Below are 25924 nucleotides of genomic sequence, written 5' to 3' on the forward strand. Positions count from 1 at the left end.
ATGTTCTCAGAGTGAGAGAGACGCCGTGAACGAGCAGGAGTTCCTCGCCGCCTACGACCCCCGGGCCTACCCGGCGGTGGCCGTCACCGTCGACGTGGTCGCCCTGACCGTCCGGTCCGACGCGCTGCACCTGCTGCTCGTCCGCCGGGGCGGGCCGCCGTTCGAGGGCCACTGGGCGCTGCCCGGCGGGTTCGTCCGCCCCGAGGAGGACCTGGCGACCGGGGCACGGCGGGAGCTGGCCGAGGAGACCGGCCTCGGCGGCGAGCGGCTGCGCCGGGTCCACCTGGAGCAGCTCGCCAGCTACGGCGACCCCGACCGCGACCCCCGGATGCGGATCGTCTCGGTGGCCTACCTCGCGTTCGCCCCCGACCTGCCCGACCCGGCCGCCGGCAGCGACGCCGACGACGCGATCTGGCTGCCCGTGACCGCGCTGAGCAGCCGGCAGCTCGCCTTCGACCACGACCGGATCATCGACGACGGCCTGGAGCGGGCCCGGTCCAAGCTGGAATACACCCCGCTGGCCACCCGCTTCCTCGACACCGAGTTCACCATCAGCGAGCTGCGGGCCGTCTACGAGACCGTCTGGGGGCACCCGCTGCACCCCGGCAACTTCCACCGCAAGGTGCTCTCCGTGCCGGGCTTCGTGGAGAGCACCGGCGCGAGCACCGAACGCGGCGGCACGCGCGGCGGCCCCCGCGCCAAGCTCTACCGGGCCGGCGACGCCCGACTGCTGCACCCGGCGCTGCTGCGCCCCGCCCGGGAGGAGACGGTGCGGTGAACACCCACGAGGCGATCCGGCTGGTCACCGCCGCGCGCACCGACGCCGACCTGTTCGGCGCCGACCCGTCGGCCCACCGCTACCGCGAGCTGGTCGCGGCCCTGCACCCCGACCGGCTGGGCGCGCTCGACCCGGCCGTACGCGCCGCCGCCACCGACGCGTTCGTCCAGGTCACCAACCGGTGGCGGGCCGGGCGGGCCAGCGCCGACCCGATCGTCCTCGGCGGCCACCGGCTCGGCCCGCTCGCCCACACCGGCGACCTCGCCGACCTCTACGACGTCGGGTCGGACCGCCTGCTCAAGCTGCCCCGCGACCCCGCCGACAACGACCTCATCGCCCGCGAGCAGCACGCGCTGCGCACCATCTCCGAACGCGGCGACCCCCGCTACCTGCCGTACGTGCCCCGGCTCGTCGACACCCTCCGGCACCGGGACCCGGCCACCGGGGCGGAACGGCGGATCAGCGTGCTGGCCACCGCGCCCGGCCTGCACAGCCTCGACGAGGTGCGCCGCGCGTACCCCGACGGGCTCGACGGCCGGGACGCGGCCTGGATGTGGCGGCGGCTGCTGGTCGCCCTCGGCCTGGCCCACCGGGCCGGCATCGTGCACGGCGCGGTGCTGCCCCGGCACGTGCTGATCGAGCCCGACGGGCACGGCGTGGTGCTCGTCGACTGGTGCTTCTCCGCCGCCACCGGGGGCACGATCCCCGCGCTGGTGCCCGGCCACGAGGACTGGTACCCGCCGGAGGTCGCCGCCCGGCGGGCCTGCGGGCCCGGCACCGACCTGGCGATGGCCGCCACGTGCATGGCGTGGCTGATGGGCGACCGGGCCCCGCGCGAGCTGCGCGCCTTCGCCCACGGCTGCCGCCGCCCGGCGCTGCTGTCCCGGCCCGACGACGCGTGGCGACTGCTGCGCGAACTGGACGAGGTGCTCGAACGGCTCTACGGGCCGCGCACCTTCCGACCCTTCACCCTCAACCCCTAGGGAGGCTGCCATGGGCAGTGGAATGTGGTCCACCGACGTGTACGACGCCGCCGACCGGTACCGCCGGGCCACCGGCAAGAGCGCCTTCGCCTACAGCGACAGCGGGGCGCGCAAGGTGCACCCGGCGCTCGACCCGCGCGACGCGATGCGGGAGAGCCGCGACTCGGCCGAGCACCCGCAGTCGACGGCCATCACAGTGCTGTTCGACGTCACCGGCTCCATGCGGAACGTGCCCCGCACCCTCCAGGCCAAGCTGCCGCAGCTGCTCGGGCTCCTGCTCCGCCAGGGGTACGCCCGCGACCCGCAGATCATGTTCGGCGCGATCGGCGACGCCACCTGCGACCAGGTGCCGTTGCAGGTCGGGCAGTTCGAGTCGGACAACCGGATGGACGACGACCTCGGCCGGATCGTGCTGGAGGGTGGCGGCGGCGGCCAGATGACCGAGTCGTACGAGCTGGCCATGTACTTCATGGCCCGGCACACCGCCACCGACTGCTGGGAGAAGCGGGGCCGGCGCGGCTACCTGTTCATCATCGGCGACGAGCTGGCCTACCCCCGGGTGGACCGGCGGCAGGTGAGCCGGCTCATCGGTGACGACCTCCGCGAGGACGTGCCGCTGCTGCAGATCGTCGACGAGGTGACCCGGCGCTGGGACACCTACTACCTGCTCCCCGCCGGCAGCAGCTACGCCGGCAACACGAAGGTGCTGGACTTCTGGCGCGACCTGCTCGGGCAGAACGCCGTCGTGCTCGACGACCTCGACGCGGTCTGCGAGACCATCGCCCTCACCGTCGGCCTCGGCGAGCAGGCCGTCGACCTCGACCAGGGCCTGGCCGACCTCAAGAAGGCCGGCTCGAAGGCCACCGGCACCGTGTCGAAGGCGCTGGCCCGCCTCGGCCGGGGCACCCGCGACCAGGTGGCCACGCTGCCCGCCCCGTCGACGCCGCCCACCCGTGGGGTGACCCGGCTGTGAACCACGTGCTGGTGGTCGACCTCGGCTACGGCGACGCAGGCAAGGGCACCGTCGTGGACTGGCTCTGCGCCACCCGGCCCGTCCACACGGTGGTCCGCTTCAACGGGGGCGCGCAGGCGGCACACAACGTCGTCCTGCGCGACGGGCGGCACCACACGTTCGCGCAGTTCGGGGCGGGCACCTTCCGCCCCGGCGTGCGGACCCACCTGTCCCGGCACGTGGTGGTGGACCCGCTCGCCCTGGCCGCCGAGGCCGACCACCTCGCCACGGTGGGCGTGCCCGACGCGCTCGACAGGCTCACCGTCGACGGGGAGGCGTTGCTGGCCACCCCGTACCACCGGGCCGCCAACCGGGCCCGCGAGCTGGCCCGCGGAGCCGACCGGCACGGCTCCTGCGGGCTGGGGGTGGGCGAGGCCGTCGCGTACGGGCTCGCCCACCCCGACTCCGCGCCCCGCGTGGCGGACTGCCGCACCCCGGCCGTGCTGCGCCGCCGGCTGGCCGCCCTGCGCGACCGGCTCACCGCCGAACTCGGCCCGCTGGACGCCCCGCCCGTCGACGACTGCCTTCCCGCGTTCACCGCGTTCGGCGACCGGGTGGCGATCGTCGACCGGTCCCACCTGGCCGGGGTGCTGCGCGCCGGGACCTGCGTCTTCGAGGGGGCGCAGGGGGTGCTGCTCGACGAGTGGCACGGCTTCCACCCGTACACGACGTGGAGCACCACCACGTTCGCCAACGCCGAGGGCCTGCTCGCCGAGGCGGGGCTCGCCGGCACCGCCGAGCGGCTGGGCGTGCTGCGGGTCACCACCACCCGGCACGGCCCCGGCCCGCTGGTCACCGAGGACCCGGCGCTGCCGCTGGCCGACGCGCACAACGCCACCAACCCGTGGCAGGGGCGGTTCCGGTTCGGCCACTTCGACGCGGTCGCCCACCGGTACGCCCTCGACGCGGCCGGCGGCGTCGACAGCCTCGCCCTCACCCACCTCGACCTGGCCGACCGGGGGCTGCGGATCTGCCGCCGCTACGACGGCACCGACCGCCTGGAGCCCGGCCCGCCCGGCGACCTGGACCGCCAGGCCGCCCTCACCGCCCGCCTGCTCGCGGCCCGCCCCGTCTACGACGACGACCCTCCGGCCGACTGGCCGGCGGCGGTCGAGGAGGCCCTGGGCGCCCCGGTGACGCTCACCTCCCACTCACCCACCGCCGAGGGCAAGCTTGTAAGGAAGGGCACCTTGTTAACGCCTTTTGTATAGGAAGGGCCCCTTCTTAACGCCGCGACGGCAGAGCATGAGGGCATGCAGTCGGTCCTCGGCCTGCTCCACGACACGGTCACCTCGCCGTGGGTCTACCTGGTGATCTTCGCGGTCACCGCGGTCGACGCCGTCTTCCCGGCGGTGCCCGGCGAGACGATCGTGGTGACCGCCGGGGTCTTCGCGGTCGGCGGGCAGCCGGACCTGACGATGGTGATCGTGCTCGCCGCGTGCGGCGCGCTGGCCGGCGACCACCTGTCGTACGCCATCGGCCGGAGCGGCGGCGCGCACCGGCTGGCCCGGCTGCCGGCGGACAGCCGGCGGCGCGCCGGGTCGGAATGGGCCCGCCGGGCGGTCGACCGGCGGGGCGGCATGATGCTCACCACCGCCCGCTACGTCCCCGGCGGGCGCACGGCGGTGACCCTGACGATGGGCGCGGTCCGCTATCCGCTGCGGTCGTTCGTGCTCTTCGACGCGCTCGCGGCCGGCACCTGGGCGGCGTACTGCGGGCTGCTCGGCTACTTCGGCGGGCTGGCCTTCGAGCGGGAGCCGGTCAAGGGCATCCTGGCCGGGATCGGGCTGTCGGTCGCGATCACCGGCCTGCTGGAGGCCGCCCGCTGGCTTCGGCTCCGCGCCCGCCGACGCGCCGCCGGCCGGCCCCGCTGAGCGGACCGCCGAGGGTCAGGTCGGAACGCCTTCGAGGTACGCCAGCATCGCCTCCCGGCTGCGCGGCAGGCCGTAGTCGCCGACGAGCAGGCTGAAGTTGACGAACGTCGAGTCGCCGAACAGCCACACCTCGGGCGACCGGGCCAGCAGCTCGACGAGCCGCCGTTGCCGGGGAGCCAGCGCCGCACACGGCACCCCCGTGGGCAGGCTGCCGTCGGGGAACGCCAGGCGCAGGGCCTCGGCCGTCACCGGCAACGCCTGCTCGCCGGTGACGGCGGGCAGCCGGTCGAGCAGCGCGTCGAACGCCCGATCGGTGTGCCGGGGCCCGAGCAGGCGCAGGGACAGCCCCGCGTACCCGTTGAGGTCGCCGTCGAGGAACGGCACCTCGGCCCCGTCGGCCGTCAGCCGGTTGCCCGGACCGGCGGCCGTCCAGGCGAGCAGCTCGTCGACCGTCGCCGGGTCGGCATCGGCGCCAAGCACCCGGGCCCGACCGACCGCGGCGGCCCAGCGGATCACCGGGCGCGCGTCGGTCAGCAGCCCGGCGTCGGGCGCGGCACCGAGCAACCCGGCGGCCACCAGGGCGGTCGCCGCCTCGTCCTCGTCCACCTCCAGTGCGGCCCCGGCCGCCGCGACGAGCGCCGGGAGGCTGCCGGCCGCGTCCTCCGGAAACCAGGCGAGCGCGTACGCCGCCCCGGCGCGCAGCCCCGGGTCGGCGTCGGTGAGCAGGTCACGGAACAGGGGCACGCCGGCTCGCACCGCGTCGTAGACGGCCAGCTCGATGTGCGCCCACAGGCGCTGCTGATCCGCCTCGTCGAGCGACTCCACGTACGCCCACTCGACGTACTCCTTCTGGCTTTCGTCGTCGCCGTGCCACGGGGGCGGCTTGGCGGCGAGCAGCTCCCGCCCGCCGTCGGCCGCCCGGCGGAACTCGGCCACCGGGACGCCCTCGGGCAGCCACCGCTCGTCGTAGCCCACCGCGAGCGCCGTCACCAGGTAGAGCACCAGCTCCCGGTCGGGGGTGGCCGGGTCGGCGAGCAGCTCCAGCAGGAACGGCACGGCGTACGCCGACGCCTCGTAGCGTGAGCCCTGGTGGAAGATGTTGGCGTAGAGCGCGCCGAAGGCGGCCTGCCGCTCCTCCTCGTCGGGCGAGCGCAGGGCGCGGAGCAGGCCGGGCACGTCCCCGGCCGAGCCGTAGGCGTGGCCGAGCCGCACCCAGTCGATGTCGTCGATGCCGTCGAGCACCCGCCCATCCTCGCGCACCCCACCGACACTCCCGCCAGGCGTGTTAACAGGGGGCCCTTCCTATACGGAAAGCGTTAACAAGGTGCCCTTCCTTACCCCTCGGGGTGCCAGGTGACGCCGCGGAGGAGCTGGTCGGCGCCGAGCCAGGCGACGTTCATCATCCGGGTGGCGGTCTTCTCCGGGTCGGCCTCCGGGTGGTCGGCGAGCCAGTCGCCCAGCGACTCGCTCGCGCCGACCAGGGCGTACGCGACGACCTCCAGGTCGGTGGCGCCCACCTCGCGGCCCCGGGCGCGCAGGGCGTGGTCGAGCATCCCGGCGACCACCTCGACGAGCCGGGCCCGCATGGCGGCGAGCTCCCCGGCGAACGGCTGGGAGCCGCGGGCCTGCCGGTAGAGCACCGCCCAGCCGTCACGGTGCGCCCCGACGAAGCCGAAGAACGCGCGCAGGCCGCGCCAGAGCCGCTCGTCAGCGTCGAGGTCGGGGGCGGCGGCCCCGGCGATGGCCTCCATCATGCGGGTGCCCTCGCGGTGCAGGCAGGCGACGAAGAGCTCCTCCTTGCTGCCCAGGTACGCGTACACCATGGGTTTGGAGATGCCGGCGTCCTCGGCGATCTCGTCCATGCTCGCCGCGTGGAAGCCGCGTCGGGAGAAGACCCGGACGGCGGCGTCGAGCATCTGCTGCTCGCGTACGGCCCGGGGGAGGCGCTTGAAGGTGGGGGTGCTGGACACCTTGCGAGCATACCTACTCGTGCGTAAGGTTACGCTAGAGTAACCACAGTCGCCGCTCGAGAGGTTCCTTTCCATGACTGACTTCGACCCGGCCAACTTCGCCAACTACGGCCCCAAGGAGTTCGCCCAGCTGGTCAAGTCCACCCCCGACGACAAGATCGTCGAGGTGATGTCCGGCGAGCTGCGCGGCAAGGTCCTGAGCGAGGTCTTCGGCCGGATGCCCACGCTGTTCCGCGCCGACCGGGCCGGCTCCACCAACGCGGTGATCCACTGGGGCATCACGGGCCGCCCCGACGGTGGCACGGACACCTACGAGATCGTCGTCGCCGACGGCGCGTGCACGGTCAACGAGACCCCGCAGCACGACCCCAAGCTGAGCCTCACCATGGGCCCCCTGGAGTTCCTGAAGATCGTCTCCGGCGGCGCGAACCCGGTGATGATGTTCATGACCGGTAAGCTGAAGGCCAAGGGCGACCTCGGCCTCGCCGCCAACATCGCCAACCTGTTCGACATCCCCAAGGGCTGACGATGGCCGAGTTCTCGCTCGACCTGAACGAGGAACAGCGGGACCTGCGGGACTGGGTGCACGGCTTCGCCGCCGAGGTCGTGCGCCCGGCCGCCGCCGAGTGGGACGAGCGCGAGGAGACCCCCTGGCCCGTGATCCAGGAGGCGGCGAAGGTCGGGCTGTACGGCTTCGAGTTCCTCGCCACCTGCTGGGCCGACCCCACCGGCCTGTCCCTGCCGATCGCCAGCGAGGAGCTCTTCTGGGGCGACGCCGGCATCGGCCTCGGCATCTTCGGCACCTCGCTGGCCGTGGCCGCCATCTACGGCGCGGGCACCCCCGACCAGCTCGTCGAGTGGGTCCCCCAGTGCTTCGGCGACGCCGACTCCCCGGCCGTCGCCGCGTTCTGCACCACAGAGCCAGAGGCCGGCTCCGACGTCGGCGCGATGCGCACCCGGGCCGTCTACGACGAGGCCAGCGACGAATGGGTGCTGCGCGGGCAGAAGGCGTACGCCACCAACGGCGGGATCGCCGGGGTGCACGTCGTCACCGCCTCGGTCGACCCGACGCTCGGCTCGCGCGGGCAGGCCGCGTTCGTCGTACCCCCGGGCACCGCCGGGTTGAGCGCGACCCGGAAGCTGCGCAAGCTGGGGCTGCGCGCCTCGCACACGGCGGACGTCTTCCTCGACGACGTCCGGGTCCCCGGCCGCTGCCTGCTCGGCGGCAAGGAGGCCCTCGACGAGCGGCTGGCCCGCGCCCGATCCGGCCAGAAGGCCTCCGGCCAGGCCGCGATGCGCACGTTCGAGCTGTCCCGGCCGACCGTCGGCGCGCAGGCGCTCGGCGTGGCCCGCGCCGCCTACGAGTACGCGCTGGACTACGCCAAGGACCGGGTGCAGTTCGGCCGGCCGATCATCGAGAACCAGGCGGTCGCGTTCGCGCTGGCCGACATGAAGATGGAGATCGACGCCGCCCGGCTGCTGGTCTGGCGGGCCTCCTGGATGGGGCGCAACAACCGCCCGTTCACCGCCGGCGAGGGCTCGATGTCCAAGCTCAAGGCCGGCGAGGTGGCCGTGTCGGTCACCGAGAAGGCCGTGCAGCTGCTCGGCGGGGCCGGCTTCCTGCGGGACCACCCGGTCGAGCGCTGGTACCGGGACGCCAAGATCTACACCATCTTCGAGGGCACGTCGGAGATCCAGCGACTGGTGATCTCCCGGGCCATCTCCGGCGTCCACGTCCGCTGACCCGACCACGAACCGACCCGACCCGACCCGACCCGACACGCCGCACGGTCGCCGGGTGGGTCCCGCACGCCCGGAGGAGGCCCGCGGATGGATCTGCCGTTCACCGTCGCCACGCTGACCCGGCGCGGGCTGCTCACCCCGGGCCCGCCGGTCCGGGTCGCCGCCCAGCTCAACGCGCTGCGCCGGTGGGGCTGGAGCCTCGCCGGCGAGCTGCGCCAGGCCGCCGCCCGGGACCCGGGCCGCACCGCCGTCGTCGACGAGCAGGGCGCCGAGCTGACGTACGGCGCCCTGCTCGACCGCGCCGAACGGCTGGCGAAGTCGCTGCGCGGCGGCCTCGGCGTGCACAGCGGGGACCGCATCGGGCTGCTCTGCCGCAACCACCACGGGCTGATCGAGGCCATGGTCGCGACCACCCTGCTCGGCGCGGACGCGGTGCTGGTCAACACGGGGCTCTCCCCCGCGCAGCTCGCCACCGTCGCCGAGGAGCAGGGGCTGAAGGTCCTCGTGCACGACGCCGAGTTCGCCGAACGGGCCCTCGGCCTCCCCGCCGACCTGCACCGGGTCGACGAGGCCCGGCTGGAGGAGCTGATCGCGGCGGCGCTGCCCGGCGACCTCCAGCCGCCGCCGCGCGAGGGCCGCACCATCGTGCTGACCTCCGGCACCACCGGCGCGCCCAAGGGGGCACGCCGGCCCACCCCGCACGGGTTCGGCCCGCTGGTCTCCATCATCGACCGCATCCCGCTGCGCGTCCGGGACACCGTGCTGATCGCCGCGCCGCTGTTCCACACCTGGGGGTACGCGGCGCTCCAGGTCTGCTTCGCCCTGCGGGCGACGATCGTGCTGCACCGACGCTTCGACCCGTCCGCCACGCTCGGCGCGCTCACGGCGCACCGCTGCGACGCCATGTTCGCCGTGCCGGTGATGGTGCAGCGGCTGATGGAGGTGCCGCCGCCCGAGCCGAAGCCGCCCCTGAAGGTGGTCGCCCTCAGCGGGTCGGCGCTGCCCGGCGGGCTCGCCCTGCGCTTCATGGACACCTACGGCGACGTCCTCTACAACCTGTACGGCTCGACCGAGGTGTCCTGGGCGTCCATCGCCGGCCCCGCCGAGCTGCGGGCCGCCCCGACCACCGCCGGCCGTCCGCCGCACGGCACCCGGCTGCGCATCCTCGACGACGAGGGCAGACCGGTCCCCGCCGGCCGGGTCGGACGGATCTTCGTCGGCAACGAGATGCTCTTCGAGGGCTACACCTCGGGCACCGCCCGGGAGAGCCGGGACGGGCTGCTGGACACCGGCGACCTCGGCCGGCTCGACGCCGATGGGCTGCTCTTCGTCGACGGGCGGGCCGACGACATGATCGTATCCGGCGGGGAGAACGTCTTCCCGTCCGAGGTGGAGGACCTGGTCGCCCGGCTGCCGCAGGTCCGCGAGGTGGCCGTGATCGGCGTGCCCGACGACGAGTACGGCCAGCGCCTCGCCGCGTTCCTCGCCCTGCACCCCGGCGAGACCCTCGACCCGGAGGCGGTCCGCGAGTACGTCCGGCACTACCTGGCCCGGTTCAGCGTCCCCCGCGACGTGGTCTTCGTGAAGTACCTGCCGCGCAACGCCACCGGCAAGGTGCTCACCCGCGAGCTACGCCGCTACTTCGGCTGACCGGGGATCCCCCTGAGGCCGCCGCCCGGGTCCGTCGGGGGACTTGCCCGGATGCTCCCGGGCACGCCCCGCCGGCAGGCTGACGGCATGACAATCATGAATCGGCGTACGGTCGCCGCCACGGCACTCGCCGCCCTGCTCACCGTCGCCGTGCCCGGCGCGGTCACCGCCGCCCCGCGCGCCACCGCGCCCCTCGGCCCCGCGCCCGCCCCGCTCGCCGCCGCAGTCGACAACGACCAATCCGGGGTCGACTGCCGACCCGGCACCCTCGACCCCGCCCCGATACGGGCGGCGATCGCCGGCCTACCCGACGCCGACGCGACCAGCGCCCAGGTCCGGATCACCACCGCGGACGGCTGCTGGACGGGCACCAGCGGGGTGCGGGACCTGCGCACCGGGGCCCCGGTGCCGCCGCACGCCCGGTTCCGGGTGGGCAGCGTCACCAAGGTGTTCACGGCCGCGCTGGTGCTGCAACTCGCCGCCGAGGGACGGGTCGACCTCGACGGGTCCGTGCAGGGCTACCTGCCGGGCCTGCTGCCCGCCGACTACCCGACCGTGACCGTCCGCCAGCTCCTCCACCACACCAGCGGCATCCCCAGCCCGACGCCGCCGGGCGACATCGAGTGGCAGCTCGCCCACCGGTACGACCGGTGGACCCCGGAGCAGATCGTCCGGGCGGGGCTGGAGAACCCGCGCGCGTTCGACCCCGGCGAGAAGCAGGACTACACCAACATGGGCTACATCGTCGCCGGGCTGCTCGTCGAGAAGGTCACCGGCCACACGTACGAGCAGGAGCTGGCGCGGCGGATCGCCCGGCCGCTCGGCCTGCGCGACACGTACGGGCCCGGCGACGACCCGCGCATCCGGGGCCCGCACGCCCACGGCTACCAGGCCGTCACCCGGGACGGGGTGACCGAGCTGGTGGACGCCACCGTGTGGAGCCAGACCTACACCCCCGCCTCCGGTGACGTCATCTCCAGCCTGGCCGACCTGGACACCTTCATGACGGCGCTGTTCGCCGGCCGGGTCGTGCCGGAGCCGCAGCTCACCGAGATGTTCACCCTCCCGCCGGTGGACGACGTCGAGGGCGGCCCGGCCCGGTACAGCGCCGGCCTGTCCGCCATGCCGCTGGACGACGGCGAGACCCTCTGGGTCAAGACCGGCTCCCGGTACGGCTACCTGGCCGCCGTGGCGTCGACCCGGGACGGCCGGTTCCGGGTCGAATACTCGATCACCGCAACGGACGCCAAGGGCGAGGAGCTGAGCGCGACCGCCCAGGCCGTCATCGCCGCCGCGCTCGGCATGGCCTGACGGTCACACCGGACCCCACTCCCTGACCGCCCCGCCGGAACCCGCCCGGTGGGGAGTGCCCCCGGTCAGCCGGGGATCGTGATCCGGCCGTCGACCGCCGCGGCGGCGATGTCGGTGCGGTGGTGCGAGCCCGCCAGCCCGATGCCGCCCACCAGCTCGTACGCGGCGTCGCGCGCGGCGGCGAGGGTGGGGCCGGTGGCCGTACCGCAGAGGACCCGGCCGCCGGCGGAGAGCAACGCGCCGTCGGCGGCCCGGCGGGCGGTGCCCGCGTGGATGACGCCCGGACGGTCGGCGCCGGTGATCACGTCGCCGGTGCGCGGGGTGCCCGGGTAGTTGCCGGCGGCCACGACCACGGTCACCGCCGCGCCGTCGCGCCAGCGCAGCGGCGGGTGGTCGGCCAGGGTGCCGGCGGCGGCGGCGTGCAGCAGGCCGCCGAGCGGCGTCTCCAGCAGCGCGAGGACGACCTGGGTCTCCGGGTCGCCGAAGCGGGCGTTGAACTCGATCACCCGGGGGCCGGCGGCGGTCATCGCCAGGCCGACGTAGAGCAGGCCGGAGAACGGGGTGCCCCGGCGGCGCATCTCGGCCAGCGTCGGGTGGACGACGTCGGCCATCACCTCGTCGACGAGGCCGGGCGGGGCCCACGGCAACGGCGCGTACGCCCCCATGCCGCCGGTGTTCGGGCCGGCGTCGCCGTCGCCGACGCGCTTGAAGTCCTGGGCGGGCAGCAGCGGCAGCGCCGCCTCACCGTCGGTGACCACGAAGAGGGAGACCTCGGGGCCCGCCAGGTATTCCTCCACGACGACCCGGCCGCACTCGGCGGCGTGCGCCAGCGCGGCGGCCCGGTCGTCGGTGACGACGACGCCCTTGCCGGCGGCCAGCCCGTCGTTCTTCACCACGTACGGCGCGCCGAACTCGTCCAGCGCCCGCGCCGTGCCCTCCTGGTCGGTGCAGGTGTACGCCCGCGCGGTGGGCACCCCGGCGGCGGTCATCACGTCCTTCGCGAACGCCTTCGAGCCCTCCAGCCGGGCGGCCTCGGCGGACGGCCCGAACGCGGCGATGCCCTTGGCGCGTACGGCGTCGGCGACCCCGGCCACCAGCGGCGCCTCGGGGCCGATCACCACCAGGTCGACGCCGGTCTCCACGGCGAGCGCGGCGACGGCGGCGGGGTCGGCGGCGTCCACCGACCGCAACTCGGCGACCTCGGCGATCCCCGGATTACCCGGCGCCGCGATCAGCCCCTCGACGGCCGGATCGGCTGCGAGCCCCAGGGCGAGCGCATGCTCCCGCCCGCCACCACCCAGAAGAAGTACGCGCACGCCCACGGACTCTACCCACCCCCCGTCCGCCCCTTCCCCGCCCCTCAGGGGAGGAGGGGGTGACGGGTCACGTTTTCCTCACGGCCCGGTCCCACGCCCACCACGCTGACGCGGGTGCCGCAGAGCTCCTCGATGCGCGCGATGTAGCGGCGCGCGTTCTCCGGCAGCTCGTCCTCCGTCCGCGCCTTGGTGATGTCCTCCCACCAGCCGTCGTGCTCCTCGTAGATCGGCGTGGCGTGGTGGAAGTCGGTCTGCGTCATCGGCATGTCGTCGAACCGCTCGCCGTTGATCTCGTAGCCGACGCAGAGCGGGACCTTCGGCAGGCCGGTGAGCACGTCCAGCTTGGTGATGACCAGGTCGGTGACGCCGTTGAGGCGGCACGCGTACCGGGCGACGACGGCGTCGAACCAGCCGCAGCGGCGCTCCCGGCCGGTGGTCGTGCCGTACTCGTGGCCGACCTTGCGCAGGTGCTGGCCGTTGTCGTCGAACAGCTCCGTCGGGAACGGGCCGGACCCGACCCGGGTCGTGTACGCCTTGCTCACCGCGATGACCTTGTTGATCGCGGTCGGCGGGATGCCCGCGCCCACGCACGCCCCGCCCGCCGTCGGGTTCGACGAGGTCACGAAGGGGTACGTGCCGTGGTCCATGTCGAGCATGGTGGCCTGGGCGCCCTCCAGCAGCACCGTCTCGCCCCGGTCCAGGGCGTCCCAGAGCATCACCCGGGTCTCGGCGATGTACGGCTTGAGCCGCTCGGCGTAGGCCAGGTATTCCTCGACGGTCGCGTCGACGTCGATCGCCTTGCGGTTGTAGACCTTGAACAGGATCTGGTTCTTCTCGCGCAGGGCGAGCTCCAGCTTCTTGCGCAGGATGCCCGGGTCGAGCAGGTCCTGCAGCCGGATGCCCATCCGGGCGACCTTGTCGCCGTACGCCGGGCCGATGCCCCGGCCGGTGGTGCCGATCCGGGCGCTGCCCAGGTAGCGCTCGACCACCCGGTCCAGGGCCCGGTGGTGCGGCATGATCAGGTGCGCGTCGCCGGAGATGCGCAGCCGGGAGACGTCCACGCCGCGCTCGGCGAGGCCGTCGATCTCGGTCAGCAGCACCTTCGGGTCGACCACCACGCCGTTGCCGATGATGATCATCGCGCTCGGCGAGAGCGCGCCCGACGGCATCAGGTGCAGCGCGTACTTCTGCCCGTCCGGGGTGATCACCGTGTGGCCGGCGTTGTTGCCGCCGGAGTAGCGCACGACGTAGTCGACCCGCTCACCCAGCAGGTCGGTAACCTTGCCCTTGCCCTCGTCGCCCCACTGAGCGCCGATGAGCACGATCGCTGGCATCTTCTCCGCCTCCAGAAGGCTCGGGTGCCAGGTGGCGACCGGTAAGCGAGCCCGGGGTGTCAGGCTAACAAGAGGTCACGGCGGGACCGGCAGGGGTTCGTCGACAGGCAGGAGGCTCCTTCGTGTACGACGTGGTGCTGCTCACCCTCGGCTCGGAGCGGGACGCTCCCGGCGGGGCCTGCGGCAGCGGCGGCGCCTGCTGCGGCGGCGAAGAGGGCGCAACCGGTGACGCCGCGAGCGGCGGCGGGGCGACCCGTGCCGGCGCGACCGGTGACGACGGTCACGCCCCGACCGGGCAGCGGTGCGAGACCCCCCGGGTGCCGGTGCTGGCCTGCGCGGACGCCCTGACCGCCCGGGGCGCCCGGGTGGAGACGGTCACCGCCCGCTCGGACGCGGAGATCGACGAGGTGCTCGCCCGGCTCGACGGCCCGCCCCGCCCCGACGGGCTCACCTGGCCCGACCCGGACTCGAAGACCCGGCTGGTCGTCGCCACGGCCAGCGACGGTCAGTTGCGCGCCGTCGTGCGCCGGCTCGTCCGGCGGTACGCCCCACCGCCCAGCCGCCGCCCGGCCGACCTGCCCGGCAACCGTACGGTGCCGGACCTGCCGCCGGTGGGCGTACTCCCGCTCGATCCGGCCCGGGCCGGCGGGCAGCGTGACCTGGCCGCGCAGCTCGGCCTGCCGCGCGACCCGGCGGCGGTGGCCGCCGCGGTGCTGGACGGCACCGTCCGGCGGCTGGACCTGCTGCGCAACGACGGCGGCTCGGTGACCCTGGACGGCGCGCTGATCGGCGCCGCCGACGACGCGGGCCGGCCGCTGCACTGGCGGGGGCGCGTCGAGGTGGACGACGCCGTGCTGTCGGCCGGCGACGATCCGCTGCTGGCCTGCGCGATCGGCAACGCGGCCGGGTACGCCCGGCTCGACGAACTGCCGCTGCTCTCCGCCGGCGACCCGACGGACGGGCTGGTGGAGGTGGCGGTGGCCGTTCCCGTGGTGACCCGCTCGACGTTGGGTAGGAAACGGGTGCGGTTCGAGGTGCGCCGCGCGCGGGGGCGCGCGGTTGCCGTCGTGCCGCGTGACGAGCGGGTGCCGTACCTCGACGACGGGGTCGAGGGCGAGTTGAGCCGGAAGCGGTCCTGGTGGGTCGAGCCTGCGGCCTGGGCGGTCTACGCGGCCTGACCCGGCGCACCCCCGGGTCGGCCGTCGGCGCCATGGCAACGCCGGCGGAGACCGGCGCGGCGGGAACACCGGCGGCGACCGGCGCGGGAGGAAGAGCGGAGACCCGCGTCGATCCCGGCGGTTCGGCTCCGGGGCCTATCCTCGGCAGGAGGAATTGGGAGGAACCGCGTGGACGACAACGCCGACCGGGTCCACGTGCCCGGCCAGCAGCCGGTGCCGGAGCGGGACATCGAACCGCTCTGGCCGCCGGAAGCGACCGATCCCGGGCGGGGCGGCTCCGCTCCGGCGTGGGCCATGACAGCCGCGGCGGGTTCCGTGCCGTACCAGGAGGACGCCGAGCCGTCGTTCGTCGCCTCCGACGCCTACCCGTCGCTGGGAGCCACGCCGAGCACCTACGCGCCGTACCAGATGGCCGGTCCGCAGGGCGAAGCGCCCGCAGCGACAGGCCCGGAGCGGGGCGGGCCGGGGCCCGACGCCTGGGCCGCCCGCGGCACGGACACGCCCGACACCTGGGCCACGCACGGCGCGGGCGGTCCCGCCCCGGTGCCTGCGGAGACCGCCTGGGCGCCGCCCGCCGTCAGCGGGGTGCCGGCTCCCCGGGCCGGGCAGCCGACGCCGGGTCCGGTCGACCTGCACCTGCCCTTCACCCTGGACCCGCAGGCGTCGCCCGGGCCGCTCCCGGGCGAGGGGTACGGGTCGCCGGGCGACGCGGTGGCGTCGGAGCCGCCGACGGCTGCCGGGACCTTGCGGGCCGCCGACGGGACGACGGCCGCCGGGCCGGTCCCGGTGGCACCGGGCGTGACGGCGGTCGGGCCGGTGGCGCCAGCGACCGGGAACACGGGCGCGAGCAGCAACGGTACGGCCGGCGGTGCGGAGGGGCCGGGCGGTACCGACGCGGCGGACGGCTCGGGCCGCACGGCCGCGCACGGCGGCGGGCGGGTGGCCGAGTCGCCGTGGGCGCTGCCGCCGCAGCGACCCGCAGCGGCGCGGGCGACCGAGGCAGCGGCCCGACCCGCACCGCCGCACCCCGCCGAAACGGCCCCACGGCCCGCACCGCCGCAGCCGGCCGTGATGGCACCGGAGCCCGTCGACGCGGCAGCACGGCCCGGGCCGTCGCAGCCGGTCGACGGGGTGCCGCGCCCGGTCGAGGCAGCACCTCCGCAGCCACCCGGGCCGTTCCCGCCGGTGATGAACCCGCCCGGGCCGCTGGCCCCCACCCCGTACCCGCCGGCCGTCGCCGGGGCCGCGGCCGGGCCGGTCGACCCGTACGCGGGGGGCTATCCGGCCACGGCGGGCGAGGCAACGACGGGATGGGGTCCCGGCCAGCAGCAACCGCCGCCCGCCCCGCCCCGCCCCGACGCGGCCCCGCCGGGCCCGAGGCATCCCGACCAGGGCCACCCCGAACAGGGACACCCGGTCGCGGGGCACCCCGGGCCCGGGCAGCCGGCCACGTCCGGGTGGTACCCACCGGGCTGGCCGCCGCAGCCCCCGGCTCCCGTGGCACAGCAGCCGGTGGCACCGGTGCCGCAGCCGCCGTACCGGCAGGCCGACGGGGTGACCCGGGTGCCGCCGGGGTACCCGGAACCGGCGTGGACGCCCGACACCGGGATCGCGCCGACCGCAGAGGACTTCGCCCGCCGCCGGCAGGTGCGCCCGGCCGACCCGGTGGCCACGATGGGCGTACGGGCCGTGGTGAACAAGACCGGGTTGATCAAGCTCCCGCCAGGACGGCACGAGCAGGAGATGCGCCACGACATCGAGATGGTGCGTCGCAACTTCGGCGGGCTGCGCCAGGTGACCGTGGTCAACCCGAAGGGCGGCGCGGGCAAGACCGTGGCCATCCTGCTGCTCGCCATGACCTTCGGCCAGAAGCGCGGCGGGTACGTGCTGGCCTGGGACAACAACGAGACCCAGGGCACCCTGGGGATGCGCGCCCAGCAGGACTTCCACTCCCGCACCGTGCGGGACATGCTGCGCGACCTCGGCCAGTTCCAGGGCGCGCACGGGCGGGTCGGCGACCTGTCGCAGTACGTCCGCTCGCAGGGCGAGGGCATGTTCGACGTGCTCGCCTCGGACGAGTCGGCCACCGGCGGGGAGATGCTCACCGCGTCGGCGTTCGCCGAGATCCGGGAGGTGGTCAGCCGGTTCTACAAGCTGATCTTCGTGGACACCGGCAACAACGTGCGGGCGCAGAACTGGCAGGCCGCGATGGACGCCACCGACCAGCTCGTGGTGACCATGTCGGCGCGTAACGACTCGGCGGAGACGGCCGCCCGGATGCTCGACCACCTGGAGCAGAGCGGCCGGCACCGGCTGGTCCGGCAGGCGGTGACGGTGGTGTCGATGCCGCCCTCGCGCAAGGAGATCGACCTGCCCGCCATCCAGGAGCACTTCGCGGCCCGGACCCGGGCGGTGCTGCTCGCCCCGTACGAGCGCTTGATCGACACCGGCGAGCCGATCCGGTACGGGCAGCTCTCGTCGGCCACCCGCGACGCCTGGCTGAAGATCGCCGCATCGGTCGCCGAGGGGCTCTGACCGGCACCCGGTTCCGACCGGGGCGGGGCCCGATCAGCGCGGCGGCCGGCCCGACGGGTGTCGGACCGGCCGCCGCACCTGCTCGGGATGGGTCAGGCGCTGGCCAGGGCGTCCCCGGCGGCCGGGTCGCAGTCGCGCAGGAACTGGGCGCAGCGCGCGGCCTCGTCCGCCTCGCCGATCTCGCCGGCGGCCCGGGAGAGCACGTAGAGGCAGCGCAGGAAGCCCCGGTTCGGCGCGTGCGACCAGGGCACCGGGCCGTGGCCCTTCCAGCCGCTGCGGCGCAGCTGGTCGAGACCCCGGTGGTATCCGGTCCGGGCGTAGGCGTACGCGGGGACGACCTGGCCGTCGGCCAGGGCCCGGCTCGCGAGCGCACCCCAGCCCGCACTGTAGGTCGGGAAGCGGGCCGCGACCTCGGCGTACGCCTCGTCGGTGCCGGCCTCCTCGGCGGCGGCCAGGGTGGTGTCGGCCTCGTCGTGGGCCGGCAGGAGGGTGGCCGGTGGCTCAGGCAACAGGTTCTGCATCGTCCCATTCAACCCGCTTCGCTCTGCGCCGCGCGAGGGGGTCCGCAGACCCGGCCACCTGAACGGTTGAGGCTTTCGTCACGCCTGTGGTCGTGGCACCGACCCGGCGGTCCATGATGGCCGGACCTGCGGTTCGCCCCGGCCGGACCTGCGGTTCCCGGGGCCGGACCTGCGGCCCATGCCGACGGGTGATGTTTTCCACTACAACTATTGGTCCGGAGCCTCCCCAGGACCCGGTTGGAGCAGGAGCCCGGTGGCCTCGCCGCCGGGCTCCTGTGCGTACGGGATGGTTTGCGGGGTTGACCCGGGTGGGCAGGATGGCGTCGTGCCGACCCCACCTCCCGCGGACGTGCTCTCCCCGCACGACACCAGCGCCACCGAGATCGAGACCCGCAGCGCGTTCGAACAGCGGCTGGCCGGCGGAAGCCTGGCCGGGCTGACCGTGCAGGGCCTGCGCCTCGACGTCGACCCGGTCCCCGACCTGAGCGGGACGGAGGTGACGGGCACCCTCTTCGTGGGCTGCCGGTTCGCCTCCCGCGAGGTGGGCGCCGACCTGGTCCGGCGTGGCGCGAACGTGGTGCCGCCCTTCTCCGGGCTGCCGTACCCGACCCAGCCGTCGCACCTGTACACGCCCGAGGACCTGGCCGCCGGGTTCGCCGAGGGCGGCTTCGCCGGCATGTACGACACCCGGGTGTACGAGCACTTCCGGGCGCACGGCGGGGCGCTGCCGGAGGTGAAGGAGGCGCTCGGCCAACGGCTGCACGACCACGGCGTGGACAACGCGCTGGTCGACGCCACCCGGGCCTGGCTGGCCGCGCACGGGCCGCAGTCCGTGGTGGGCGTGATGGGCGGGCACGCGGTGCGCCGGGGCAGCGTGCCGTACCGGATGGCGGCGGTGCTGGGCTGGGAGCTGGCGCGGGCCGACCGGCTGGTGGTGACCGGTGGTGGGCCGGGCGTGATGGAGGCGGCCAACCTGGGCGCGTACCTGTCGACCCGGCCGGCCGGGGAGCTGACGGCGGCGATCGACCTGCTCGCGACCGCGCCGGACTTCACCGACCACGACCGGTACACGTCCGCCGCCCTGGAGGTCCGGGTGCGGTACGCCCCGGCGGTGCCCCGGCAGCGCGACCCGGACCTCAACCTGGATCTGGGCTGGGCGCGGGCCGGCGGGCTGGCCATCCCCACGTGGCTGTACGGGCACGAGCCGGCGAACCTGTTCGCGGGGCGGATCGCGAAGTACTTCTCGAACGCCATCCGGGAGGACACGATCCTGCGGCTGGCCCGGGGCGGGATCGTCTTCGCGCCCGGCCGGGCCGGCACGGTGCAGGAGGTGTTCCAGGCGGCGACGAAGACCTACTACGGCACGGACGGGGCGAGCGGCGCGTACGTCTTCCTCGACCGGGCGTACTGGACGACGGAGCTGCCGGTGGAGTCGCTGCTGCGCCCGCTGCTGGCCGCCTCGCCGTTCGGCGACCTGTCGGGCACGGTGCACCTCACCGACGACGTGCACGAGGCGGTCCGCGTCCTGACGGCCGGCTAGGTGCAAGGAAGGGCCCCTTGTTATCGCCTGGGCGATAACAAGGGGCCCTTCCTAACGTCACTTGAGCTTGGTGCCGGTGGAGCGCAGGTGCTCGCAGGCCTCGACGACGCGGGCGGCGAGCCCGGCCTCGGCGAGCTTGCCCCAGGTGCGCGGGTCGTACTGCTTCTTGTTGCCGACCTCGCCGTCGATCTTCAGCACGCCGTCGTAGTTGCGGAGCATGTGGTCGGCGACGGGCCGGGTGAAGGCGTACTGGGTGTCGGTGTCGATGTTCATCTTCACCACGCCGTAGTCCAGCGCCTCGCGGATCTCGGACAGCAGCGAGCCGGAGCCGCCGTGGAAGACCAGGCTGAGCGGCTTCTCCTTGCCGTACTTGGCGGCGACGGCCTCCTGGATGTTGTTCAGGATCTCCGGCCGGAGCTTCACGTTGCCCGGCTTGTAGACGCCGTGCACGTTGCCGAAGGTCAGCGCCGCCATGTAGCGGCCCTTCTCGCCCAGGCCGAGCGCCTCGACCATGGCCAGGCCATCCTCGACGGTGGTGTAGAGCTTGTCGTTGATGGCGTTCTCGACGCCGTCCTCCTCGCCGCCGACGACGCCGACCTCGATCTCCAGGACGATCTTGGCCTCGGCGGCCCGGTCGAGCAGCTCGGCGGCGATCTCCAGGTTCTCCGCCACGGGCACGGCCGAGCCGTCCCACATGTGCGACTGGAACAGCGGCTCCTGGCCGGCGGCGACCCGCTCCTTGGAGATCTGCATCAGGGGCCGGACGAACTTGTCCAGCTTGTCCTTCGGGCAGTGGTCGGTGTGCAGCGCGACGTTGACCGGGTACTTCTTCGCGACCTCGTGCGCGTACGCGGCGAACGCCACCGCGCCGGTGACCATGTCCTTCACGGACGGACCGGAGAGGTACTCCGCGCCGCCGGTGGAGACCTGGATGATGCCGTCGCTCTCCGCGTCGGCGAAGCCCTTGAGCGCCGCGTTCAGCGTCTGCGAGGACGTCACGTTGATCGCGGGGTATGCGTACCGGCCCGCCTTGGCGCGGTCCAGCATCTCCGCGTAGACCTCGGGGGAAGCGATGGGCATGTCGAACGCTCCTTACTTACCGCTGTCGGCCGTCACCGGCCGCTGTCTTCCGTGGGTGCGCCGGACCGCGCTGTCCTCCGCCGGAAGTATCCCGCAGGAGGTGGCCACGGACGAAACCGGCCCATGGCCGGCCGCCGCGCGGGCCGCCCGCAGGGCCCGGCGGCACCCGGTCGGAGCCTCACCGGTCCGCCAGGTTGTCCGGCACGGCGACGCTGATCAGCCAGGTCACCACCGCCATGACGATGGCCCCCCAGAAGGCTGGCCAGAAACCCTCCACCCGGAACGGCAGGTCCAGGTGCCGGGCGATCCAGTCGGTCAGCAGGAACAGCAGCGCGTTGACCACCAGCGCGAACAGCCCCAGGGTCAGCAGGTAGAAGACGCAGCCCACCACCTTGATCACCGGCTTGAGCACCGCGTTGACCACGCCGAAGATCAACGCCACCGCCACCAGGGTCAGCGCGGTGTTGCCGCCGCTGCGGCCACCCACGTCGACGCCGGGCACGATCAGCGTGGTGATCCACAACGCGATCGCGGTGATCGCCAGCCGGATCAGGAAGCCCACGGCACCATCCTGGCACCGCCGGACCGATCCGGAGGAGGGAATCCGCCGACTCCACCCCCGCCACCGAGCGGCAGCCCCGGCCAGCCCGTACGGTGTGGGTAGCTTTCCGCCGATTCAGGGAGGGACGATGGGTCAGCCCGACGAGGACTTCACCCCGAGCGACCACCTCGCGCCGGAGGAGCGGGACCCGGAGGCCCCGGCGGCCGACGCCGTGGAGCAGGCCACCTCCGCCGACCCGGCCGACAGCGAGGGCGAGCCGAGCCGGGGCCTGGAGGTCGGCGACTGGGACGCCATGGAGCAGGCCCGGATCGTCGCCGCAGACGAGGACGACTACCGCTGAGCACCCACGGCCCCGAGCCACCAGAGCGCCGGCCGACACCACGAAGGGTTTCCGGGGAGCCCCCCACCGCAACCACCACAACCAAGCACCGCACCGAAAAGCGGACGACGCAAGATCGAGGCCCCTGACACCATGGGGCCGTGCTGCTCACCCTCACCACGACGCACCGTCCCGCCACCGACCTCGGCTACCTGCTCGTCAAGCATCCGGACCGGATGCACTCCTTCGAGCTGCCCGTCGGCGCGGCGCACGTGCTCTACCCGGAGGCCGACGAGCAGCGCTGCACCGCCGCCCTGATCGTCGACGTCGACCCGCTGCGGCTGGCCGGCGGGCACGGCAGGGGCCGGGGCCACCGGCAGGCGGCCACCCCGGACACCTTCACCCTCGGCCAGTACGTCAACGACCGGCCGTACGCCGCGTCGAGCCTGCTGGCCTCGGCGCTGGCCAAGGTGTTCCGCTCGGCGCTGCGCGGCGAGTCCCGGGACCGGCCGGAGCTGGCCGCCGCGCCGATCCCGCTGGAGGTGCGGGTCCCCGTGCTGCGTTGCCGGGGCGGCGGCGAATTGGCCGAGCGGGTGTTCGCCCCGCTGGGCTGGGCGGTGACGGCCACCCCGATCCCGCTCGACGAGTCGCACCCGCAGTGGGGCGACAGCCGGTACGTCGACCTGACGCTCACCGGCACGCTGCGGCTCGCCGACGCCCTCAACCACCTGTACGTGCTGCTGCCCGTCCTCGACGACGCGAAGCACTACTGGGTCGCCCCGGACGAGATCGACAAGCTGCTCCGGGCCGGTGCGGGCTGGCTCGCCGACCACCCGGAGCGGGCCACCATCACCCGCCGCTACCTGGCCCACCGCCGCGCCCTCGCGGGGGAGGCGATGGCCCGGCTCGCCGAGCAGCGGCTGGCCGAGGAGCCGCCCGCCGACAGCGTGGCCGAGGAGGACCGCGCGGAGGTCCCGCGCCGGCCGGCGCTGGCGCTGCGCCGCCGGGAGGCGGTGCTCGCCGCGCTCGCGGAAAGCGGGGCGACCCGGGTGCTGGACCTCGGCTGCGGTCCGGGCGCGCTGCTGTCCGCCCTGGTGGGCGACCGGCGGTTCACGGAGGTCGTCGGCACGGACGTGTCCGCGCACGCGCTGACGCTGGCGGCCCGCCGGCTGCGGCTGGACCGGCTGCCGGAGCGGCAGCGCGACCGGATCCGGCTGTGGCAGTCCGCCCTGACCTACCGGGACGACCGGCTGCGCGGGTACGACGCGGCGGTCCTGATGGAGGTGATCGAGCACGTCGACCCGCCGCGCCTGCCGGCGCTGGAGGACGCCGTGTTCGGCCACGCCCGGCCGGCGACGGTCGTGGTGACCACGCCGAACGTCGAGCACAACGTCCGCTACGAGGGGCTCGGCGTGGGCCGGTTCCGGCACGCCGACCACCGCTTCGAGTGGACCCGGGCCGAGTTCGCGGCCTGGGTGGACCGGGTCGCGGCGACGTACGGCTATGCGGCGCAGCTCCGGGGCGTCGGTGACGACGATCCGGAGGTGGGTCCGCCGACCCAGCTCGCCGTGTTCCGCACCACGGAAGCGACGACCGCAGGAACGGGCACGAAGGAGAAGGCCGCGTGATCGAGATTCCCGAGCTGGCCCTGGTGGCGCTGGTCGGCGTCTCCGGCTCCGGCAAGTCCACCTTCGCCCGGCGGCACTTCGCGCCGAGCCAGGTGCTCTCCTCCGACGCCTTCCGGGGCATGGTCGCCGACGACGAGAACGACCAGTCGGCCTCCGCCGACGCGTTCGACGCCCTGCACCACGTGGCGGGGATCCGGCTGCGGCGCGGCCTGCTCACCGTCGTGGACGCCACCAACCTCCAGCCGCACGCGCGCGCCGGGCTGGTCCGGGTGGCCCGCGAGCACGACGTGCTGCCGGTGGCGATCGTGCTGGACGTGCCGGAGGCGGTGGCGTGGGAGCGCACGCAGGGGCGCGCCGACCGCACCCACGGCCGGCAGGTGCTGACCCGGATGCAGCGGGACCTGCGGCAGTCGTACGGGCGGCTGGCCCGGGAGGGCTTCCGGAAGGTGCGCGTGCTGCGCGGGGTCGACGAGATCGACGCGGCGCAGATCCGCTACGAGAAGCTGTTCAACGACCGGCGGGAGCTGACCGGCCCGTTCGACATCGTCGGCGACGTCCACGGCTGCCGCGAGGAGCTGGAGGCGCTGCTGCTCCGGCTGGGCTACGTGCTGCGCCGCGACGACGCGGGCCGCCCGGTGGACGCGGTGCACCCGGCCGGGCGTACCCCCGTCTTCGTCGGTGACCTGGTGGACCGCGGCCCGGACTCCCCCGGGGTGCTCCGCCTGGTGATGGGCATGGTGGCGGCCGGCCACGCGATCTGCGTGCCGGGCAACCACGAGCAGAAGCTGCTGCGCAAGCTGCGCGGCCGGGACGTGCGGCTCACCCACGGCCTGGCCGAGACGATGGCCCAGCTCGACGCGGAGGACCCGGCGTTCGTGGCCGAGGTCGCGACGTTCGTGGACGGCCTGGTCAGCCACTTCGTGCTCGACGGCGGCCGGCTGGTGGTCGCGCACGCCGGGCTCAAGGAGGAATACCACGGCCGCGCGTCGGGCCGGGTCCGGTCGTTCGCGCTGTACGGGGAGACCACGGGCGAGACCGACGAGTACGGCCTGCCGGTGCGCTACCCGTGGGCGCGCGACTACCGGGGCTCGGCAACGGTCGTGTACGGGCACACGCCCACCCCGGAGCCGGAGTGGGTGAACAACACGATCTGCGTCGACACCGGCTGCGTGTTCGGCGGGAAGCTGACGGCGCTGCGGTACCCGGAGAAGGAGCTGGTCTCCGTCCCGGCGGTCAAGGAGTGGTACGCCCCGGTCCGCCCGCTGGTCGCGCCCGCCCCGGCCCGCCCGGACGCGGTGCTGGACCTGCGCGACGTGACCGGTCGGCGGCACGTCGAGCACGCGTACGGGACGCTCACCGTGCCGGCCGAGAACGCCGCCGCCGCGCTGGAGGTGATGAGCCGGTTCGCCGTGGACCCGCGCTGGCTGACCTGGCTGCCGCCGACGATGGCGCCCTGCTCCACGGCCACGGCCGACGGGTTCCTGGAGCATCCGGCGCAGGCGTTCGCCGACTACCGGGCGGCCGGCGTCGACCGGGTGGTGTGCGAGGAGAAGCACATGGGCTCGCGGGCGGTGGTGCTGGTCTGCCGCGACCCGGACGGCGGCCCGTTCGGGCCGGGCGGCGGGGTGGTGCACACCCGCACGGGCCGACCGTTCTTCGGCCCGCCGCTGGACGGCGAGCTGCTGGGCCGGGTCCGGGCGGCGGTCGGCGCGGCGGGGCTCTGGGCGGAGCTGGACACCGACTGGCTGCTGCTCGACTGCGAGCTGCTGCCCTGGTCGGCGAAGGCGGGCGGGCTGATCCGCGAGCAGTACGCGAGCGTGGGCGCGGCGGGCCGCGCGGCCCTGCCGGCGGTGCTCGCCACCCTGGACGCGGCGGCCGGGCGGGGGCTGCCGGTGGGCGACCTGCGGGCGCGGATGGCGGCCCGCCGGGCGGACGTCGAGGCGTACTCGGCGGCCTACCGGGCGTACGTGGCACCGACGGACGGGCTGGCCGGGGTTACCCTCGCCCCGTTCGCGGTGCTCGCCTCCGCCGGGGCGAGCCACGTCGAGCGGGACCACGGCTGGCACCTGGACCTGGCCGACCGGCTGTGCGCCGCCGACCCGGGGTTCTTCACGGTCACCCGGCGGCGGGTCGTCGACCTGGCCGACGCCTCGGCCGAGGCGGACGCGACCGACTGGTGGCTGGCGCTGACCGCCGCCGGCGGGGAGGGCATGGTCGTCAAGCCGTACGCGGGGCTGGCCGCCCGGTCGCCGAAGGGGTCGCTGCTCCAGCCGGGCATCAAGTGCCGGGGCCGGGAGTACCTGCGGATCATCTACGGTCCCGGGTACACCGAGCCGGAGCAGTTGGCCGCGCTGCGCCGCCGGTCGCTGGGGCGCAAGCGGGGGCTGGCCCTGCGCGAGCACGCGCTCGGGCTGGCGGCCCTGGCCGCGCTGGCGGACGGCGCTCCGCTGTGGCGTCGCCACGAGTTGGTCTTCGCCGTCCTGGCCTGCGAGTCGGAGCCGGTCGACCCGCGCCTGTGAGGCGGGACCGGGCTGGTCGCCCCCGCCGGTGCGGGCGGCGGCCGGCCCGGTCCGGGGCGGCGCGGAGCGCG

General features: G+C 74.7%; 22 protein-coding genes. 15 read left to right on the top strand and 7 right to left on the bottom strand.

What is annotated here, in order from left to right; genetic code table 11:
• The first annotated feature begins 25 nt into the window (after nucleotides 1–25).
• The 5 genes from ACVMYR_RS03500 to ACVMYR_RS03520 are packed head-to-tail and all read left to right on the top strand — an operon-like array spanning nucleotide 26 to nucleotide 4647.
• Nucleotides 26–778 carry an NUDIX hydrolase gene (locus ACVMYR_RS03500; protein ID WP_077935497.1) on the top strand — a complete coding sequence of 251 codons (753 nt, stop codon included), beginning with the start codon at nucleotides 26–28 and terminating at the stop codon, nucleotides 776–778.
• A complete protein-coding gene (locus ACVMYR_RS03505; protein ID WP_457121095.1) occupies nucleotides 775–1761 on the top strand; it encodes a serine/threonine protein kinase in 987 nt (328 codons plus the stop codon). The genes ACVMYR_RS03500 and ACVMYR_RS03505 overlap by 4 nt, the downstream gene beginning before the upstream one ends.
• A gap of 10 nt (nucleotides 1762–1771) precedes the next feature.
• Nucleotides 1772–2734, top strand: coding sequence for a hypothetical protein (locus ACVMYR_RS03510; RefSeq protein ID WP_077935495.1), 963 nt, complete (start codon nucleotides 1772–1774; stop codon nucleotides 2732–2734).
• On the top strand, nucleotides 2731–3984 hold the full coding sequence (locus ACVMYR_RS03515) for an adenylosuccinate synthetase (RefSeq protein WP_457121096.1): 1254 nt from the start codon (nucleotides 2731–2733) through the stop codon (nucleotides 3982–3984). Before ACVMYR_RS03510 ends, ACVMYR_RS03515 begins: the two co-directional genes overlap by 4 nt.
• Nucleotides 3985–4026: 42 nt before the next feature.
• Entirely contained in the window at nucleotides 4027–4647 is a 621-nt protein-coding gene (locus tag ACVMYR_RS03520; protein WP_077935493.1) for a DedA family protein, read from the top strand.
• Nucleotides 4648–4662: 15 nt separating this feature from the next.
• Here ACVMYR_RS03520 and ACVMYR_RS03525 read toward each other — a convergent pair whose 3' ends face one another.
• Nucleotides 4663–5907 (bottom strand): hypothetical protein, encoded by a 1245-nt coding sequence (locus tag ACVMYR_RS03525; RefSeq protein WP_457121097.1) that lies wholly within the window; start codon nucleotides 5905–5907, stop codon nucleotides 4663–4665.
• Between the two features lie 74 nt (nucleotides 5908–5981).
• Nucleotides 5982–6617 (bottom strand): TetR/AcrR family transcriptional regulator, encoded by a 636-nt coding sequence (locus ACVMYR_RS03530; protein ID WP_043961177.1) that lies wholly within the window; start codon nucleotides 6615–6617, stop codon nucleotides 5982–5984.
• A 73-nt stretch (nucleotides 6618–6690) separates the two neighbouring features.
• On the opposite strand from ACVMYR_RS03530, the gene ACVMYR_RS03535 reads away from it, so the two are divergent.
• From ACVMYR_RS03535 to ACVMYR_RS03550, 4 genes are all read left to right on the top strand, one after another.
• Entirely contained in the window at nucleotides 6691–7143 is a 453-nt protein-coding gene (locus ACVMYR_RS03535) for an SCP2 sterol-binding domain-containing protein (protein WP_043961175.1), read from the top strand.
• A gap of 2 nt (nucleotides 7144–7145) precedes the next feature.
• The gene (locus ACVMYR_RS03540; protein WP_043961173.1) at nucleotides 7146–8360 is read left to right on the top strand and encodes an acyl-CoA dehydrogenase family protein; all 1215 of its coding nucleotides are present in this window, start codon (nucleotides 7146–7148) and stop codon (nucleotides 8358–8360) included.
• Between the two features lie 87 nt (nucleotides 8361–8447).
• A complete protein-coding gene (locus ACVMYR_RS03545; RefSeq protein ID WP_457121098.1) occupies nucleotides 8448–10010 on the top strand; it encodes an AMP-binding protein in 1563 nt (520 codons plus the stop codon).
• 87 nt (nucleotides 10011–10097) lie between these two features.
• On the top strand, nucleotides 10098–11321 hold the full coding sequence (locus ACVMYR_RS03550) for a serine hydrolase domain-containing protein (RefSeq protein WP_457121099.1): 1224 nt from the start codon (nucleotides 10098–10100) through the stop codon (nucleotides 11319–11321).
• Between the two features lie 65 nt (nucleotides 11322–11386).
• Here the strand turns inward: ACVMYR_RS03550 and purD are convergent, their stop codons facing one another.
• Together purD and ACVMYR_RS03560 are read right to left on the bottom strand one after the other, a co-directional pair.
• On the bottom strand, nucleotides 11387–12637 hold the full coding sequence (gene purD / locus ACVMYR_RS03555; protein WP_077935489.1) for a phosphoribosylamine--glycine ligase: 1251 nt from the start codon (nucleotides 12635–12637) through the stop codon (nucleotides 11387–11389).
• Between the two features lie 44 nt (nucleotides 12638–12681).
• Complete coding sequence (locus tag ACVMYR_RS03560; protein WP_043961166.1) at nucleotides 12682–13971, bottom strand: adenylosuccinate synthase; 1290 nt, start codon at nucleotides 13969–13971, stop codon at nucleotides 12682–12684.
• A gap of 122 nt (nucleotides 13972–14093) precedes the next feature.
• Here ACVMYR_RS03560 and ACVMYR_RS03565 point away from each other — a divergent pair, with 122 nt between their 5' ends.
• Both ACVMYR_RS03565 and ACVMYR_RS03570 read left to right on the top strand, forming a co-directional pair.
• Complete coding sequence (locus ACVMYR_RS03565) at nucleotides 14094–15149, top strand: hypothetical protein (protein WP_457121100.1); 1056 nt, start codon at nucleotides 14094–14096, stop codon at nucleotides 15147–15149.
• Nucleotides 15150–16088: 939 nt separating this feature from the next.
• Nucleotides 16089–17684: a MinD/ParA family ATP-binding protein gene (locus ACVMYR_RS03570; RefSeq protein WP_457121293.1), complete on the top strand. Its 1596-nt coding sequence runs from the start codon at nucleotides 16089–16091 to the stop codon at nucleotides 17682–17684.
• Nucleotides 17685–17776: 92 nt separating this feature from the next.
• Here the strand turns inward: ACVMYR_RS03570 and ACVMYR_RS03575 are convergent, their stop codons facing one another.
• Nucleotides 17777–18205: a DUF3151 domain-containing protein gene (locus ACVMYR_RS03575; RefSeq protein ID WP_077935482.1), complete on the bottom strand. Its 429-nt coding sequence runs from the start codon at nucleotides 18203–18205 to the stop codon at nucleotides 17777–17779.
• A gap of 325 nt (nucleotides 18206–18530) precedes the next feature.
• Between ACVMYR_RS03575 and ACVMYR_RS03580 the strand changes: the two genes are divergently transcribed.
• Nucleotides 18531–19745 carry an LOG family protein gene (locus tag ACVMYR_RS03580; protein WP_176734283.1) on the top strand — a complete coding sequence of 405 codons (1215 nt, stop codon included), beginning with the start codon at nucleotides 18531–18533 and terminating at the stop codon, nucleotides 19743–19745.
• 57 nt (nucleotides 19746–19802) lie between these two features.
• Here the strand turns inward: ACVMYR_RS03580 and fbaA are convergent, their stop codons facing one another.
• The gene (fbaA, locus tag ACVMYR_RS03585) at nucleotides 19803–20825 is read right to left on the bottom strand and encodes a class II fructose-bisphosphate aldolase (protein WP_077935481.1); all 1023 of its coding nucleotides are present in this window, start codon (nucleotides 20823–20825) and stop codon (nucleotides 19803–19805) included.
• A gap of 178 nt (nucleotides 20826–21003) precedes the next feature.
• Complete coding sequence (locus ACVMYR_RS03590) at nucleotides 21004–21387, bottom strand: phage holin family protein (protein ID WP_077935480.1); 384 nt, start codon at nucleotides 21385–21387, stop codon at nucleotides 21004–21006.
• A gap of 127 nt (nucleotides 21388–21514) precedes the next feature.
• Here ACVMYR_RS03590 and ACVMYR_RS03595 point away from each other — a divergent pair, with 127 nt between their 5' ends.
• The 3 genes from ACVMYR_RS03595 (at nucleotide 21515) to ACVMYR_RS03605 (ending at nucleotide 25853) form a co-directional block, all read left to right on the top strand.
• The gene (locus tag ACVMYR_RS03595) at nucleotides 21515–21727 is read left to right on the top strand and encodes a hypothetical protein (RefSeq protein ID WP_077935479.1); all 213 of its coding nucleotides are present in this window, start codon (nucleotides 21515–21517) and stop codon (nucleotides 21725–21727) included.
• A 140-nt stretch (nucleotides 21728–21867) separates the two neighbouring features.
• Nucleotides 21868–23334 (top strand): 3' terminal RNA ribose 2'-O-methyltransferase Hen1, encoded by a 1467-nt coding sequence (locus ACVMYR_RS03600; protein ID WP_457121101.1) that lies wholly within the window; start codon nucleotides 21868–21870, stop codon nucleotides 23332–23334.
• Nucleotides 23331–25853 (top strand): polynucleotide kinase-phosphatase, encoded by a 2523-nt coding sequence (locus ACVMYR_RS03605; protein WP_457121102.1) that lies wholly within the window; start codon nucleotides 23331–23333, stop codon nucleotides 25851–25853. The genes ACVMYR_RS03600 and ACVMYR_RS03605 overlap by 4 nt, the downstream gene beginning before the upstream one ends.
• Nucleotides 25854–25924 lie beyond the last annotated feature (71 nt).

The organism is Micromonospora sp. PTRAS2 (assembly GCF_054052245.1).